At 71.5% G+C, this 16,305-nt stretch carries 15 protein-coding genes and 1 tRNA gene; all 16 read left to right on the forward strand.

Annotated features, from left to right (window positions below):
- Positions 1-4: 4 nt before the first annotated feature.
- The 16 genes from glmS (at position 5) to dnaG (ending at position 16,300) form a co-directional block, all read left to right on the forward strand.
- Positions 5-1,837 (forward strand): glutamine--fructose-6-phosphate transaminase (isomerizing), encoded by a 1,833-nt coding sequence (gene glmS / locus IT347_00145; GenBank protein ID MCC6347990.1) that lies wholly within the window; start codon positions 5-7, stop codon positions 1,835-1,837.
- Between the two features lie 17 nt (positions 1,838-1,854).
- The gene (locus IT347_00150; protein ID MCC6347991.1) at positions 1,855-2,256 is read left to right on the forward strand and encodes a hypothetical protein; all 402 of its coding nucleotides are present in this window, start codon (positions 1,855-1,857) and stop codon (positions 2,254-2,256) included.
- Between the two features lie 52 nt (positions 2,257-2,308).
- Positions 2,309-3,373, forward strand: a complete 1,065-nt coding sequence (gene selD / locus IT347_00155; protein ID MCC6347992.1) for a selenide, water dikinase SelD — start codon at positions 2,309-2,311, stop codon at positions 3,371-3,373.
- A gap of 3 nt (positions 3,374-3,376) precedes the next feature.
- Positions 3,377-3,471, forward strand: a tRNA-Sec gene (locus IT347_00160).
- A gap of 18 nt (positions 3,472-3,489) precedes the next feature.
- On the forward strand, positions 3,490-4,038 hold the full coding sequence (locus IT347_00165) for a hypothetical protein (protein MCC6347993.1): 549 nt from the start codon (positions 3,490-3,492) through the stop codon (positions 4,036-4,038).
- A complete protein-coding gene (gene lepA / locus IT347_00170; protein MCC6347994.1) occupies positions 4,026-5,846 on the forward strand; it encodes an elongation factor 4 in 1,821 nt (606 codons plus the stop codon). Before IT347_00165 ends, lepA begins: the two co-directional genes overlap by 13 nt.
- 16 nt (positions 5,847-5,862) lie before the next feature.
- The gene (gene lepB / locus IT347_00175; GenBank protein ID MCC6347995.1) at positions 5,863-6,498 is read left to right on the forward strand and encodes a signal peptidase I; all 636 of its coding nucleotides are present in this window, start codon (positions 5,863-5,865) and stop codon (positions 6,496-6,498) included.
- Positions 6,444-7,682 (forward strand): radical SAM family heme chaperone HemW, encoded by a 1,239-nt coding sequence (gene hemW, locus IT347_00180; GenBank protein MCC6347996.1) that lies wholly within the window; start codon positions 6,444-6,446, stop codon positions 7,680-7,682. Before lepB ends, hemW begins: the two co-directional genes overlap by 55 nt.
- A 31-nt stretch (positions 7,683-7,713) precedes the next feature.
- Positions 7,714-8,757: a hypothetical protein gene (locus tag IT347_00185; GenBank protein ID MCC6347997.1), complete on the forward strand. Its 1,044-nt coding sequence runs from the start codon at positions 7,714-7,716 to the stop codon at positions 8,755-8,757.
- Positions 8,758-8,789: 32 nt separating this feature from the next.
- Complete coding sequence (gene grpE / locus IT347_00190; GenBank protein MCC6347998.1) at positions 8,790-9,350, forward strand: nucleotide exchange factor GrpE; 561 nt, start codon at positions 8,790-8,792, stop codon at positions 9,348-9,350.
- A 3-nt stretch (positions 9,351-9,353) separates the two neighbouring features.
- On the forward strand, positions 9,354-10,505 hold the full coding sequence (gene dnaJ, locus IT347_00195; protein ID MCC6347999.1) for a molecular chaperone DnaJ: 1,152 nt from the start codon (positions 9,354-9,356) through the stop codon (positions 10,503-10,505).
- Complete coding sequence (locus IT347_00200) at positions 10,489-11,235, forward strand: RsmE family RNA methyltransferase (GenBank protein MCC6348000.1); 747 nt, start codon at positions 10,489-10,491, stop codon at positions 11,233-11,235. The genes dnaJ and IT347_00200 overlap by 17 nt, the downstream gene beginning before the upstream one ends.
- Positions 11,236-11,366: 131 nt before the next feature.
- Positions 11,367-11,561 carry a 30S ribosomal protein S21 gene (gene rpsU / locus IT347_00205; GenBank protein ID MCC6348001.1) on the forward strand — a complete coding sequence of 65 codons (195 nt, stop codon included), beginning with the start codon at positions 11,367-11,369 and terminating at the stop codon, positions 11,559-11,561.
- A 23-nt stretch (positions 11,562-11,584) separates the two neighbouring features.
- Entirely contained in the window at positions 11,585-12,154 is a 570-nt protein-coding gene (locus tag IT347_00210; GenBank protein MCC6348002.1) for a CvpA family protein, read from the forward strand.
- A 76-nt stretch (positions 12,155-12,230) separates the two neighbouring features.
- On the forward strand, positions 12,231-14,582 hold the full coding sequence (locus IT347_00215; protein MCC6348003.1) for a Smr/MutS family protein: 2,352 nt from the start codon (positions 12,231-12,233) through the stop codon (positions 14,580-14,582).
- Positions 14,583-14,596: 14 nt separating this feature from the next.
- Positions 14,597-16,300, forward strand: coding sequence for a DNA primase (gene dnaG, locus IT347_00220; protein ID MCC6348004.1), 1,704 nt, complete (start codon positions 14,597-14,599; stop codon positions 16,298-16,300).
- The last annotated feature ends 5 nt before the right edge of the window (positions 16,301-16,305 follow it).

Here is a 16,305-nt window from a genome sequence, read left to right on the forward strand (position 1 = left end):
GATCATGTGTGGAATCGTCGGGTACGTCGGCAGCCGGGACTGCCTTCCCGTCCTGATCGAGGGCATCAAGCGGCTCGAGTACCGCGGCTACGATTCGGCGGGTGTCGCCGTGCAGACCCCGTCGGAGCTGTGCGTCGTCAAGTCGGCCGGCAAGATCCGTGCGCTCGAGAGCCGGCTCAAGCAGGGCGCTCCCGCGGGCACGTTCGGCATCGCGCACACCCGCTGGGCGACGCACGGCGAGCCGAACGACGTGAACGCCCATCCGCACACCGACGAGCAGTGCACGGTCGCGCTCGTCCACAACGGCATCATCGAGAACTACGCGACGCTCAAGGCCGCGCTCGAGGCGGAAGGCCACACGTTCGCGACCCAGACCGACACCGAAGTCCTCGCGCACCTGATCGAGAAGCACGTCCGTCGCGGGCTCAAGCTGGAGCGCGCGGTCGGGGCGGCGCTGCGCGACGTCGAGGGCACGTACGGCATCGCGGTGATGTGCTCGAGCGAGCCCGGCACCGTGGTGGGGGCGCGTCACGGCAGCCCGATGGTGCTGGGCATCGCCGACGGCGAGTACTACCTCGCGTCCGACGTCGCCGCGATCGTCGAGCACACGCGCCAGGTCATCTACCTGGACGACGGCGAGATGGCCGTGCTGACCCCCGACGGCTTCCACACCACGACGATCGCGAACGAGCGGGTCGAGAAGGCCGTTCACGACGTGGACTGGGACCTGAGCCAGATCGAGAAGGGCGGTTTCGATCACTTCATGCTGAAGGAGATCATGGAGCAGCCCGACGCGGTGCGGAACGCGATGCGCGGACGGCTCAACGTCGAGGAAGGGCTCGCGCGTCTCGGCGGGCTCAACATGACCCCCGAACAACTGCGCGAGATCCGGCGCATCATCATTCTCGGATGCGGCACCTCGTGGCACGCGGGACTGATCGGCGAGTACATGCTCGAGGAGTTCGCCCGGGTTCCGGTCGAGGTCGAGTACGCGTCCGAGTTCCGCTACCGGAACCCGATCGTGGACGAGGGCACGCTGGTGCTCGTGATCTCGCAGTCGGGCGAGACGATCGACACGCTGGCGGCGATGCGGGAGGCGCGGCGCAAGGGCGCGCGGGCGCTGGGCATCGTGAACGTGGTGGGTTCGACCATCGCCCGCGAGTCCGACGGCGGCGTCTACATTCACGCCGGCCCCGAGATCGGCGTGGCCTCGACCAAGGCGTTCACCAGCCAGGTCACCGTGCTGGCCCTGCTGACGCTGGCGCTCGGGCGGCACCGGGGCCTGTCGCGCGATTACGGGCTCGAGGTCGCGCGCGAACTGGCCGCCCTGCCCGCGAAGCTCGAACGCGTGCTCGCGACCGACGACGCGGTGCGGCGCATCGCCTCGCAGTACGTGAAGCACAACAACTTCATCTACCTCGGCCGGGGCTTCAACTTCCCGGTCGCGCTCGAGGGCGCGCTCAAGCTGAAGGAGATCTCCTACATCCACGCCGAGGGCTATCCGGCGGCCGAAATGAAGCACGGGCCGATCGCCCTCATTGACGAGCACATGCCGGTGGTCTTCATCTGCACGCGGGACAGCGCCTACGAGAAGGTCGTCAGCAACATGATGGAGGTGCGGGCGCGCAAGGGGCGCATCATCGCGATCGCGACCGAGGGCGACGAGGACGTCGCGACGCGCGCGGACCACGTGCTGTACGTGCCGAGCAGCATCCCGATGCTGCAGCCCATTCTCTCGGTCGTGCCGCTCCAGCTGCTCGCGTATCACGTCGCGGTCGCGCGCGGCTGCGACGTGGACCAGCCGCGCAACCTGGCCAAGAGCGTCACCGTTGAGTGACGCGGGAGGATCCGCCCTTGAACGCCCCGCTGAACGTCGCGAACGCACCGAAGGCCATCGGCCCCTACAGCCAGGCGCAGGTCGTGCGGTTGCACGGCGGCGGCCGGATGGTCTTCACCTCGGGCCAGATCGGGCTCGATCCGGCCTCGGGAGAACTGGTCGCGGGGGGCGTTCGCGAGCAGGCGACACGCGTCCTGCAGAACCTGTCGGCCGTGCTCGAGGGCGCGGGCCTGACGCTCGCGGACGTGGTCCGGACCACGGTGTACCTGGCGGACATGCAGGAGTTCGCGGTCATGAACGAGGTGTACGCCGCGGCGTTCGGCGCCTCGCGGCCGGCGCGGACCACCATCGCGGCCGCCGGCCTGCCGAAGGGCGCGCGGATCGAGATCGACGTGGTGGCCGTGAGCCGCGACCTGTGACGGAGTCGGGCGCGCGTTCCGCGCGACGACCCACGAGGAGCCTGTGACGCGGATCGAAGTCCCGGACGCGCGGCTCACCGCGACGGTGGCCGCCGCCGGATGTGCTGCGAAGCTCGGTCCCGGCGACCTTCGCCTGGCGCTGGGCCGGCTGAAGCAACCCCGGCGCGACCGCCGCGTGCTGGTGGACGCGTCCACCCTGGACGACGCGGGAATCTTCGCGCACGGCCGGGGGGAGGTGCTGGTCCAGACGGTGGATTTCTTCACCCCGATCGTGGACGACCCGTACGACTTCGGGCAGGTGGCGGCCGCGAACGCCCTGTCCGACATCTGGGCGATGGGCGGCCAGCCGCTCACCGCGCTCGCGCTGCTGTGCGTGCCGGACCACGGAGTGGACTCCGAAGTGGTTGCCGCGATCCTGCAGGGCGGGCTCGACAAGGTTCACGAGGCGGGGGCGAGCGTCGTCGGCGGGCACAGCCTGCGGGATCCGGAGCTGAAGTTCGGATACGCGGTGACGGGCGTCGCGAAGCGCCGCCGGCTGCTGCTCAACAGCGGAGTCCGCCGCGGGGACCGGCTCTACCTGACGAAGCCGCTGGGCACCGGCGTGCTGACGACCGCTCTCAAGCGCGGGCTGCTCGAAGCGCCGCTGCTGCGGCGCGTCACACGGCAGATGGCGACGCTCAATCGCGCCGCCGCCGAGCAGGCGGTCGCCTTCGGTTCGCGCGCCGCGACCGACGTGACCGGGTTCAGCCTGCTCGGCCATGCCTCGCAGATGGCGGACGCCAGCGGCGTGACGCTGCTGCTGCGGCCGACGGCCGACTGGCTGCTGCCGCGCGTGCGCGAGTTCCTCGCGGCCGACGTGCAACCCGGAGGCCTCGCCCGCAACCGGGATTTCTACCGGGCCCGGATCGCGCCGGGAGCGGTGCCGGACGATCTTCTGAAGGCGTTGTACGATCCGCAGACGTCCGGCGGCCTGCTCGTGGCGATGCCCGCGCGCCGGGCGGCGGCCTTCGAGTCGGCGCTTCGCCGTCGTCGCCTGTGGCACGTGGCGGCCGGCGAGGCGATCGCGCGCGAGGCGACGGCCGTGCGCCTCGACGACGGCGCTCGGGTCGTGGTGTGAAACGGGAACGAATGGGATCTGGTGGTCCCCGAGGACTTCAAATCCTGCGGTCGGGCGCTTGCGTCCGAGGTGGGTTCGATTCCCACGCGTTCCCGCCACTCTTGTTCGTTGCCGGCATGGCGGTGCTGACCGCCCTCGCGTTCGCGCGGCCGGCCGCGGCTCAGGGCGTCGCGCCCGACACGGTCTCCCGGCCCGCGGCGGCCGCCGGCTCGTGGACGGAACAGCCGCGCTTCGTCATGTTGCGCTCGCTGCTGATTCCGGGCTGGGGACAGGTGCACAACCGCGCCTGGCTCAAGGCCGCCGGGGTGGCCGGCACGGAGACCTGGCTGATCTCGTCCATTCTGCGCGACCAGCGGGATCTCGACGGGCTGCTCTCGGAGGTCGAATCGGCACGGCTCGCGCAGGACGAGGCGCGTTACGCGGCCGCCGCGAACCGCTACAATGCCCGGCTCGACACCTACGTCGGCCGCCAGTGGCTGCTTGGCGGCCTGCTCGCGTATGCGCTGGTGGACGCGTACGTGGACGCCCACTTCCGCAACTTCGACCTCGAGTTCAAGCACGACCCGGCGCTCCCCGAGCCGCTGCCCTCCGGCACCCCCGCGCCGGAAGGAGGCGGCCCGGCGCGCGGCGGGCGTTCGAGTCTCGCGCTGAGATGGCACTTTTGAACGATCCGCGCACACGCGACATCCGCAACTTCTGCATCGTGGCCCACATCGACCACGGCAAGAGCACGCTGGCGGACCGGCTGCTCGAGATCACGCACACGCTGACGCCGCAGCAGATGAAGGCGCAGGTGCTCGACGACATGGATCTCGAACGCGAGAAGGGGATCACGATCAAGTCGCACGCGATCGCCATGGAGTACGTCGCCCGCGACGGCCGGAAGTACGAGCTGAACCTGATCGACACGCCCGGGCACGTGGACTTCACGTACGAGGTCTCGCGCAGCCTGGCGGCCTGCGAGGGCGCGATTCTCGTCGTGGACGCCTCCCAGGGAATCGAGGCGCAGACGCTGTCGAACTACTTTCTCGCCCGCGACCAGCACCTCGCGATCGTCGGGGCGATCAACAAGATCGATCTGCCGGCCGCCCGTCCGGACGACGTGGCGCTCGAGATCGAGCACGTCGCCGGAGTCCCGGCCGAACAGGTGTGCCGAATCAGCGCCAAGACCGGTCACGGCGTCGCCGAACTGCTCGAGCGCGTGATCTCCGACGTGCCCGCTCCCGCGGGCGACCCCGACGCGCCGCTGCGCGCGCTCATCTTCGACTCGAAGTTCGACCAGTACCGCGGCGTCGTGTGCCTCGTCCGCCTGGTGGACGGCAGCGTGCGCGCGGGCGACCACATCCGCTTCCTGTCCACCGGCAAGGAGCACGAGGTGACGGAGGTCGGCCGCCTGCGGCTCCGGCTCGAACCCGCCGCCGAGCTGCACGCCGGGCAGGTCGGCTACGTGGTGGCCGGGGTCAAGTCCGTCGCCGACGCACGGGTGGGCGACACCATCGGTCTCGCCTCGCAGGAGGCGACCGAGCCGCTGGCGGGCTTCCGCGAGACCAAGTCCATGGTCTTCTCGGGGCTCTACCCGATCGACGCCGAGCAGTACGAGGCGCTCAAGGAAGCGCTCGCCAGGCTGCGGCTCAACGACGCCTCCCTGATGTACGAGCCGGAGACCTCGGTGGCCCTCGGGTTCGGGTTTCGCGTCGGCTTCCTGGGACTGCTGCACCTCGAGATCATCCAGGAACGACTGCGGCGCGAGTTCCAGATCGACCTCATCGCGACGACCCCGAGCGTCGAGTACCACATCCTGCTCACCGACGGGGAGTTCCTGAAGATCGACAACCCGGCCAACATGCCGCCGGTGCAGAACATCGAGACGATCGAGGAGCCGCTGGTGCTCGCGCACGTGGTCACCCCGACCGACTACCTCGGCAACGTCATGAAGCTCTGTCAGGAGCGGCGCGGGGCGTTCGTGGACATGGTGCATCTCGAGGAGAAGCGGGTGCGGATCGCCTACCGCCTGCCGCTCGGCGAGATCGTGCTCGACTTCTACGACCGGCTGAAGTCGGTCTCGCGGGGTTACGCGTCGCTGGACTACGAGTTCGCCGGGCATCAGGCGTCCGACGTGGTCAAGCTCGACATCCTGCTGAACGGCGAGCCCGTGGACGCGCTGTCGGCGATCGTCCACAGGGACAAGGCCTACACCTACGGCAGTTCGCTGTGCGAGAAGCTCAAGGAACTGATCCCGCGGCAGATGTTCCAGGTGGCGATCCAGGCCGCCATCGGCGGCAAGATCATCGCCCGCGAAACGCTCGGGGCGATGCGCAAGAACGTCATCGCGAAATGCTACGGTGGCGACATTTCGCGCAAGCGCAAGCTGCTCGAGAAGCAGAAGGAAGGCAAGCGGCGCATGAAGCAGATCGGCACCGTCGAGGTGCCGCAGGAAGCGTTCCTCGCGGTGCTGCGAGTGGACCGGAGCTGAGGGCGAAGGGAGACCGATGGCCAGGGCGAAGCAGGCGAAGTCGCAGCTTCAGGAATACGTGGAAGCGATCCTGTGGGCGGTCGCGCTCACGTTCGTGCTGAGGGCGTTCGTCATCCAGGCGTTCCGCATTCCGTCGGAATCCATGGTCAAGACGCTGCTGGTCGGCGACTTCCTGTTCGTCAACAAGTTCGAGTTCGGACCCAAGATTCCGTTCACGCACGTGCGCCTTCCCGGCCTGCGCAAGCCGAGGCGCGGGGACGTGATCGTCTTCCAGTTCCCGCCCGACCCGACGAAGGATTACATCAAGCGCTGCATCGCCACCGAGGGCGAGACCGTCGAGGTGCGCGACAAGGTCGTGTACGTGAACGGCAGGCCGCTCGACGAGCCGTACGCGTCGCACATCTCGCCCGACACGCTGCCCGCCTCCATGGGACCGCGCGACAACATGCCGCCCCGAACGGTCGAGCCGGGCGAGCTGTTCATGATGGGCGACAACCGCGACAACTCCTTCGACAGCCGCTTCTGGGGCGAGGTGCCGATGGACCTGGTCCAGGGTCGCGCGATGTTCATCTACTATTCGACCGGCGGAAACTCGTGGTGGAACTACCTGCTGGACACCCGCTTCAACCGGATGTTCCGCCCGATTCGCTGAGCGACGCCGGTCCGCAACGCCGCGCCCGCGACGAGGCGCGGCTCGGGCTGTACGTGCACGTGCCCTTCTGCGCCGTGCGCTGCTCGTACTGCCATTTCTCGACCGCCGCGTTCTCGGGCGCGGGGGTCGAGAAATGGTTCGCCGCGATCGAGCGCGAGGCGGAGCTGCGCGCGCCGCTCGCCGCCGGGCACGCGTTCACGTCGCTGTTCTTCGGGGGCGGAACGCCGTCCGCCCTCTCGGCACGCCAGTTCGGGCGCCTGGCCGCGATCCTGCGGGCGCACTTCACGCTCGCACCGGGCGCCGAGGTGACCCTGGAGGCGAACCCCGAGAGCGTGCGCGCCGGTCTGCTCGACGCCTGGGCCTCGGCGGGCGTGAACCGTCTGTCGCTCGGCGTGCAGAGTTTCGATCCCGGCGAGCTGGCGCTGCTCGGGCGCATTCACGACGACGCGCGGCCCGCCGAGGCGGTGGCCCTCGCGCGCGCGCACGGGTTCGAGCGGCTGTCGCTCGACCTCATGTTCGGGTTCCCCGGACACGGCGCGTCGGCCTTCGCGCGCACGCTCGAGCGCGCGCTCGAACTCGGGCCCGAGCACCTCTCCGCCTACGCCTTCATCGTCGAGGCGGGCAACCCGCTGAGCGACGAGGTGCTCGCGGGGCGGATCGCGGTGGCCGACGACGACCTGCAGGCCGACCTGCACGCGCTGTTCCTCGAACGGTCGGCCGCGGCCGGACTGCGCTTCTACGAAACCTCGAACGTCAGCCGTCCGGGCGCCGAAGCCCGGCACAACCTCGTCTACTGGCTTCGCCGGGATTACCTCGCGCTCGGTCCGTCGGCGCACGGCCTGTGGCGCGGCGAACGCTGGGGAAACCGGTTTTCGACTTCGGCCTGGGCGGACTCGGTGCTCGCGGGCGATTCTCCCGAGGACGGCCGGGAGTCGTGTCCGCCCGAGGCGGTCGCGGACGAGATCGTCATGCTGGCGCTGCGACTCGGGCGCGGCCTCGAGCCCGACGCCTACGGGTCAAGGGATTGGCAACTTGTGCGGCGCCGATACGGTCCGGCCATCGAAGCGGGTGAACGCGAGGGCAGGCTGGAACGCACGGCCACCGGCTGGCGGGTGCCGGCCGGCCACCGCTTCGTCGCCGACGACACCATCGCCTGGCTGGCCGCACGCGCCGGGCGCGGTTGACATGCTTCCCAGCTTCCCTAGAGTCACGCCCATGTTTGATGCCACTTTTCCCGGACGCTCGCACCCGGGCCAGCTCGATCTCGAGGCCCGGCAGGGCGCGGTGCTCACGGCGCTCGTGGAGCTGCACGGCCGCGCCGCCGGGCCGGTCGGCTCGGAGCGCATCGCGCGCTGGGGCCGGCTGGCGATCTCGCCCGCGGCCGTTCGCGTCACGCTCACCGAACTCGAGGAACTCGGGCTGGTCGAGCGCGCGCGCGCCGGGGCCGCGAGGGTGCCTTCGGCACGCGGCTACGAGCACTACGTCCGCGCGCTGCTCACTCCGTCCGGGTTGCCCGACGCCGTCGGAACGCTGATCGATCGCCATCTGGGCGAGTCCACGCGCGACGTCGAGCGGCTGCTGCACGAAGCGTCGCGCCTGCTGGCCACGCTGACTCGCCAGATGGGACTCGCGCTGGCGCATTCGCTCGACGACGAGCGGCTGGCCTCGGTGGACCTCGAGCCGCTCGGCGAGCGGCGCACGCTGCTGGTGCTCGGGCTGGGCGGGCGATCGCGTTCGCTGGTGCTCGATCTCGACTCGCCGCTCGACGACGCCTCGCTGGCGCTGGTCGCGCGGGTGCTGCGCGAGCGGCTGCTCGGACGCTCGCTCGGCGAGGTTCGGGAACGCTTCGCGCACGACCCCGAGCTGGCGCGACACACGGCCGTGCGCATCCTGGTTCGCGCGGCGGCGGCGAGTTGGACGCGCCCCGTCGAGACGCAACTGCTCAGCTCGGGCGCGAGCCACATCGCCGAGCAGCCCGAGTTCGCGAACGCCCAGGATCTCGGCCCGGTCCTGCTCGCGGTCGAGACCGGCGATCCGCTGCGGCGCCTGCTGGTCAGCGGCGCGCAGGGCCAGGTCGCGGTGCGCGTCGGGCTCGACGGACCGGCCGCCCTGGCCGGCTGCAGCCTCGTGAGCTTTCCGCTTCCGGGCTCCATCACCGGCGCGGTCGGAGTGCTCGGGCCCCTGCGCATGGATTACGGGCTGACGCTCGCCGTGGTGGACCGCGTGGGATCACGCGTCGCCGACCTCCTCTCGGCCTGAAGGCCGGACCCGACGAAAGGAATCCGCTCCCCATGATCGACGACGTCCGCGAGACGTTCGCGGGCGAGGGCCCCGACACGACCCCGCCCTCCACCGAAGCCATCGCTCCGCCGGCGACCCCGGAGTCGCCGGCGCCCGAAGCCGGCCCGCCCGCGGCGGAAGCGGCCGAGTTCCGCGACCGCTGGCTGCGGGCCGAAGCCGAGATGCAGAACGTCCGCCGCCGCGCCGCCCGCGAGCGCGACGAGGCGATCGCTTCCGCGGAAAACCGGTTCCTGCTCGAACTGGTCGAACTGCTCGACGACCTCGAGCGCGCGCTCGGGGCCGTGACCCCCGCCGAGCAGGCGGCCGCGTGGGTGCAGGGCGTCGCCCTGACGGCGCAGCGGATGCGCGACACGCTCGCGCGCTGGAACACCTTCGCGATCGAGGCCGTCGGCAGGCCCTTCGATCCCAACCGCCACGAGGCCCTCGCCGAGATCGAAGCGCCCGAGGGATTCGAGCCCGGGCAGGTGGCCGGCGAGGTGCTGAAAGGCTGGCGCCGCGGCGAGCGCACGCTGCGCGCCGCCCGGGTGCTCGTCGCGCGGGCGCGGGGCTGACGCGTGGCCCGGCGCGATTACTACGAGGTGCTAGGGGTCGCGCGCGGCGCCTCGGAGGAGGAAATCAAGAAGGCGTACCGCAAGGTCGCCATGCAGCATCATCCGGACCGCAATCCGGGCGACAAGGACGCCGAGGCGAAGTTCAAGGAGGCGACCGAGGCGTACGAGGTGCTGCGCGATGCGCAGAAGCGGGCGCGCTACGATCAGTTCGGCCACGCGGCGGCCGGAGGCGCGGGTGGCGCTCCGGGCATGGGCGCCGAGTTCAGCGGTTTCGACCTTGCGGACGCGCTGCGGGCGTTCATGCGCGACTTCGGTGCCGGCGAGGGCGGTCTCGAGGACCTCTTCGGCGGCGGGCGGCCGGGCGCTCACGGCCAGAGCCGCGGCGACGACCTGCAGGTGCGATTGCCGCTGACGCTCGAGGAGATCGCCGAGGGCGTCGAGAAGAAGATTCGCGTCAAGCACCTCAAGAAGTGCGGGACCTGCGCGGGCCGGGGCGGCAAGGGCGAGAAGCAGTGCTCGCAATGCCACGGCCGCGGGCAGGTCCGGCGCGTGCAGCAGACCGTGTTCGGCCAGTTCGTGAACGTCTCGGCCTGCCCGCGTTGTCACGGCGAGGGCAGCATCGTCAGCGAACCCTGCCGCGCGTGCGGCGGGGAGGGCCGGGTGAGCGAGACCGAGACGGTCTCGGTCAAGGTCCCGGCCGGGGTCGCGAACGGGAACTACATCCCGCTGCGCGGACTCGGCGACGCCGGCCTGCGCGGGGGCCCGGCGGGCGACCTGGTCGTGCTGATCGAGGAGAAGGAGCACGACGTCTTCGCGCGCCACGACAGCGACCTGCTGCTCGAGATGCCCGTCGGCTTCCCGACCCTCGCGCTCGGCGGAAGGATCGAGGTCCCGCTGCTGGGCGGCGGCGTGCACGCGCTCGACGTGAGCGCCGGCACCGCCAGCGGGCAGGTGGTGCGCGTGCGCGGCAAGGGGCTTCCCGGGCTGCGCGGCGGCCGCGGGGACCTGCAGGTGCGGTTGCGCGTCTGGGTGCCTTCGCGGCTCGCCGCCGCGGAGAAGAAGCTGCTCGAAGAGCTGCGCCGCAGCGAGGGACTCAAGCCGCCGCGGGCGGCCCGCTCGCTGTTCGAGCGGGTGCGGGATGCGTTCGGAAGCTGACGGCGCTCCGTCGTTCGTGCACCTGCCGGGTCTGCGCGCGGCGGGTGGCGAGTTCGGGATCGCCGGCGACGAGGCGCACTACCTGCGCCGCGTGGTGCGCGTGCGCGCCGGCGAGCGCGTGACGGCGAGCGACGGCGAGGGCACGCTCGCCGAGCTGCGGGTCGTCACCCTGGACCCCGAGCTGCGTGTCGAGCGGAGCGCGCTGCGGCAGGTCGAGCGCCGGGGCCGGCTCGAAGTGTGGTGCGGCGCGCCGGAGGGCGATCGCGCCGACTGGCTGGTCGAGAAGCTCGCCGAACTGGGCGTGGCGACCCTGCGGCCCGTGGACGGCGAACGCGGCGGCTGGGAGCGCCTCACGCGACGGACGGAACGATGGGAGCGACTCGCGACCGCGGCCCTGCGCCAGTCCCGGTCCGCCTACCGGCTGGTGATCGCACCGCCCGCCCGACTCGACGAGACGATGGCCGCAGCCGGCGTGCTGGATGCCGCCTACCTCGCGGACGTCGCAGGCTCCCGTTTCGCGGCGCCTCCGTCGACCGGCCTGCTGCGGGTCGCGGCGGCCATCGGCCCCTCGAGCGGATTCTCGGCCGGGGAAATCAAACAGTTGGTGGACAAGGGGTTCGTGCCGACGCGACTGGCGGCTTCGAGGCTCAGGACCGAGACCGCGGCCGTGGCGATGGCGGCCGTGGTCGCGGCCGCCCTCCCGGCGCTCCTCGAGGTCGCGGGACCTTGACGCCCCTCGGGACACGGCCATAGACTCCGCTCCGCGTTTCGTGCCAGTTCCTGCGTCGGGCCACACGGCCCACCCACATCTCTCTTTCTCTCCGCAAAGGAAGATCGTCAGACGCGAGAGGGGGGAAGTTATTGCCTGGAATCAGGGTGAAGGAAGGCGAGTCCTTCGAGAGCGCCCTGCGTCGGTTCAAGAAGAAGTGTGAGAAGGCCGGCATCATGGCCGACCTGCGTCGGCATCAGCACTTCGAGAAGCCCAGCGAGCGACGCAAGCGCAAGCTGAACGCCGCCAAGCGGAAGAACACGGCGCGCAGGGCTCAGGAGAACTAGGCGCACTGAACGACCTGAACGGAATGACCTGGCTGGACTGGCTGTTGATCCTCCAGCTGGGAGTTCTCGCGGTTCGCGGACTCCTGCGCGGCACCATCGCGCAGGTTTTCGCTTTTCTCGGGATGGGCTTCGGCGTGTGGGCCGGAGTGCTGGTGGGGGGATGGATCGGCCACCACTGGTCCGGGGCGCATCCGGTGGCCCTTTATTTCGTCCTGCGCTGGCTCGTCGCCGGTCTCGCGGGCCTCGCCGTCGCGGCGGTCTTCCAGTGGTGGGGAGACACGATCGCGAAAGCGGCGCACGAGGGACCCTTCGGCTGGCTCGACCGGCTGAGCGGCGGTCTCATCGGGGCCGCGATGGGAGTGGCGATCGCCGCGGTGGTGATCCTGCTCCTGCTTCAGCCATCGCTGTTCGCCGCCACGGCGGGCGTCGCCGGGCGCGCGGCGTACGCGCGGCCGATGGTGCGAGCCGGGCTGGCGGTGACGAGTTCCGCTTCACGCCTGCCCGGCGGCGCATGGCTTCACGGAAGGTTCGCCGCGGCGGACGGCCGCCTGGGCGGACGCAGGCCGCCGGCGGAGGCGAAGCCGGCGCGCTGAACGCGCGCGGGCATGGCCCGGGCGCGGGGACCCGCCGCCCGCTGCGCTCGAGCGGCGGCGCAAAGTGCAGGACGGAGTGGATCGCGAATCGCTGATACGTCTCGAGTTCGAACGCGTCTGCGCGGCGATCGCGCAGCGCGCCGAATGCGATCGCGCGCGCGGCGCGCTCCTCGCCTGGAGCCCGCCGGACGATCGGGGGGTGCTCGCCCGCGAGGCGCGGCGGCTCGATGAAGCGCTGCGGCGGACGCGCGAGCCCGGCGCCTGGTGCGCGGTCGGGCGCGGCTCCGTCACGACCTGGCTCGATCCGGAATCCCGGGTGGACCTGGACGGCGCCGCGATGGTGACGATTGAGGGCTGGCTCGCCGCCGCGCGCGAGACGCGCGAGGCCTGGCAGGACGCGGGGCTTCGCGAGCGGTTCCGCGAGCTGTCCGACCTCGCCGATCGACTGCCGGAGCTTGAGCCGCTGCGCGTCGAACTGGCGCGCTCGCTCGCGCCCGACGGCACGGTTCGCGACGAAGCTTCGCCCGCCCTCCGGCGCGCCCGCGCGGGAGTGCTGGACGGCGAACGCCGGCTGCACGCGCAGCTGGAGCGCTGGGCCGCCGGTTTCGGCGAGGGCAGCTACGTCACCCGTTTCGCGGACCGATTCGTGGCCTGCATCCCGGCGGCCGGCTTCGCGCGCCGGCGCGGCATCGTGCACGACACCTCGAACAGCGGGCAGTCGCTGTTCGTCGAGCCGCTCGAGGCCTGCGACGGCAACAATCACCTGCTCGAGCTGCGCGCGACCGCGCAGGAGGAGGCGCTGCGCATCCTCCGCGAACTGGCCGGCGCGGTGGCCGGCGCGGGCGACGCGCTGCTCGAGACCGAAGCCGTGCTCGCCGACCTCGACGCACTGCGGGCCCGCGCCCGCTGGGCGGGAGAGTTCGGCGCGACGGTCGTCCCGGTCGCGGAAGGAAGCCTTCGACTGGTGCGCGCCCGGCACCCCCTGCTGGCCATGGGCGAGCGGCGCGACGACGTCGTCCCCCTCGACCTCGTGCTGGAACCACCGGGCCGGCTGCTGCTGGTGAGCGGGCCGAACATGGGCGGCAAGACGGTCCTTCTCAAGACCGTCGGCCTTGCGGTGGCGATGGCCCACGCCGCGCTGCCCGTGCCGGCGGAGGAGGGGAGCCGGGTGCCGCCGATGGACCATCTGATCGTGGACCTGGGCGACGGACAGTCCGTGGACCAGGGACTGTCCACGTTCGCGGCGCACCTTCGCCGGCTGCGGCGGATGGCCGAAGTCGCGGGGCCCCGCAGCCTGCTGCTCGCGGACGAACTCGGCGCGGGCACGGATCCGGAGGAGGGCGCCGCGCTCGGTCGCGCGCTGGTCGAACACTTCGCGGCGCGCGGGGCGTGGGGCGTGCTGACGACCCACCTGGGAAGCCTGAAGCGCGTGGCGGGCGAAGTGGCGGGCGTCGTCAACGGCTCGCTCGAGTTCGACCTCGCCACGCTGACGCCCCGCTACCGCTTCCGGGCCGGCGTGCCCGGTGCGAGTCACGCGCTGGCGGTGGCGGCGCGCCTCGGGTTCGAACCCGCGGTGCTCGAGCGCGCCGCGGCGCTCACCTCCGACGAGTCGCGCGCGCTCGAACGACTGCTCTCGGAGCTCGGCGACGCGCTCGTCGCCACGGGCGAGGAGCGGGCCGCGCTCGCGACCGCCCGGCGCGAGGCGGACGACGCCGCGGCCGCGCACCGCCGCGCGGCCGAGGACGCCCGCCGCGAGCTGGCCGGCATGCGCCGCCGGCTGACCGGCGAGAGCGAGGCGTTGCTCGCCCGCGCGCGCGAGCTGTGGCAGGACCTGCAGCGCGAAGCGCGCAGGGCCGAGAAGTCGGCGGTCGCGGCGCAGGAGGCGCGCGGCCGGCTCGAGGCGATCGAGCGCGAGACGGCCGAGCTGGCGAGCCGCGTCGCGCCGGCGGCCGCGCCTCCGGCGGGCGCGCCGGCGGGCGAGATCGCCGTCGGAAAACGCGTGCGCGTCGCCGACCTCGGGATCGAAGCCGAGATCGAAAGCCTTCCGGACGCCGACGGCCGGCTGACGCTGCGGCGCGGCAGCTGGAGCATTCAGTCGCACGTCTCGAAACTGCTCGCCCCGTCGGCGGAACACGCGGCGCCGACGCGCCCCGCCGGTGCCTCGTACGATTCGGCTCCGGAAGTCCCCCGGCTGGAGGTGGACCTGCGCGGCATGGAGCCCGACGACGCGCTGCGCGAGGTGGACCAGGCGCTGGACCGGGCCGCGCTCGCGAGCTTTCACGAGCTGCGCATCATCCACGGCATCGGCCGGGGCGTCCTGCGCGCGGCCGTCGAGCGTCACCTGAAGAGCCATCCGCAGGTCGAATCGCAGCGCATGGGCGAGGGACGCGAAGGCGGCCGGGGTGTCACCGTGGCGAGGCTCAGGTGAGTGGCGGTGGGCGCATGGGTGACGACTGGGTCGAGCGGGTCCGTGCGGCCAGCGACATCGTCGAGATCGTCGGCCAGGCCCTTCCGCTGCGGCGCGTCGGGCGGAACTGGATGGGCCTGTGCCCGTTTCACCAGGAGAAGTCACCCTCGTTCTCGGTCAATGCCGAGCGGCAGTTCTACCACTGCTTCAGCTGCAAGGCGGGCGGCGACGTGTTCCGCTTCGTCCAGGAGACCGAGAAGGTCGGCTTCCTGGAGGCGGTCGAACTCCTGAGCCGGCGCGCCGGCATCCCGGTGCCCGAACGGCGTGTGGGCGAGCGGGGCCGGCGGGCCCCGCTTCTGGAAGCGCTCGACAGCGCCGCGAGCGCCTACGAGGCCTGGCTCGGCGATCCCTCCGGCGGCGCTCCGGCGCGCGCCTACCTGGAGCGCCGCGGCATCTCGCGCGATCTGCAACGGGAGTTCCGGCTCGGGTTCGCTCCCGCGGGATGGGAAAACCTCGTGTCCCGGCTCAAGGGCCGCTTCCCGGACGAGGTCCTGCTCGAGGCCCGTCTGGCCGGGCGCCGGGAAGGGGCACGGTCGCTGTACGACTGGTTCCGGAACCGGCTGATGGTTCCGCTGATCTCCCCTGGGGGCGCCGTGATCGGCTTCGGCGCCCGGACCATGGGAGAGGAGCAGCCGAAGTACCTCAACTCACCCGAGTCGGCCGTCTACCACAAGGGCCAGTTCCTGTTCGGACTTGACCAAGCCCGAAAGCAGGTGAAGCCCGACGGAGAAATCGTCGTGGTCGAAGGCTACTTCGACGCCATCGCCATGCATCAATCCGGCATCCGAAATACCGTCGCCACGTCGGGGACCGCGCTCACGCCGGACCATGCCCGGCAGCTTCGCCGGCTGGCTCGCGGCGTGGCCCTCACCTACGACGGAGACTCGGCCGGCCAGGACGCCATGCTTCGTTCGCTGGGGGTGCTGCTGGCCGAGGGGCTCGATGTGGCGGTGGTGGACCTCCCCGCGGGCGACGACCCGGACACGCTGGTGCGTCGCGAAGGGGAGGCGGGTTGGTGTAGAGTGCGCGATTCCGCCTACGATGCGATCGAGTTCGTCCAGCGGCACATCCTGCGGCGCGGCGGCGGGGGAGATCCCCGCGAGCGGGCGCTGCAGCTGGTCGTTCGGCTGCTCGTGGGCATTCAGGACACCATTCGATTCCGGTTGCTGGTGGAAAGGGCGAGCCAGGTCTTCGGGCTTTCCGAAGGCGTGCTCGCGCGCGCCGCGCAGCTCGCGCGGAGCGGGCAGTCGAGCGACGCCCCGATCGCCTCGGCGGTCCGGGCGCAGCGCAGGACCGAACACGATCTCGAAAGGAAGGCCTTGCAGGCGCTCCTGCACGCCGGGTCGCATCGCGAGTGGGCGCGTGAACTGCTGTCGGCGGAGGAGTTCGCGGACCCTTCGGCGCGCGCGCTGGCGACCGCGATCTGGCGGGACGAGGACGTCGCGTCCCTGGAGGGTGACGCGGGCGAACTCGCGCGCGAACTGCTGGCGGCGGCGCCGGCGGAGTTCGACTGGGGCGCGGAGGCCGAAGGAGCGGTTCGTGCGGTGAAGGTGCGCGCGCTCGAACGGGAGCGGCGCCGGATGCAGTCGGCCCTGGCGAAGGCGCAGGGCGGGGAGCAGGTGCGGTTGCTCGAGGACGTCCATCGAATTGCCCAGCAGATCAGGGAGCTCAAGCAATAGGAGTG

It is taken from the genome of Candidatus Eisenbacteria bacterium (assembly GCA_020847735.1).
Taxonomy (GTDB): Bacteria; Eisenbacteria; RBG-16-71-46; order RBG-16-71-46; family RBG-16-71-46; genus CAIXRL01.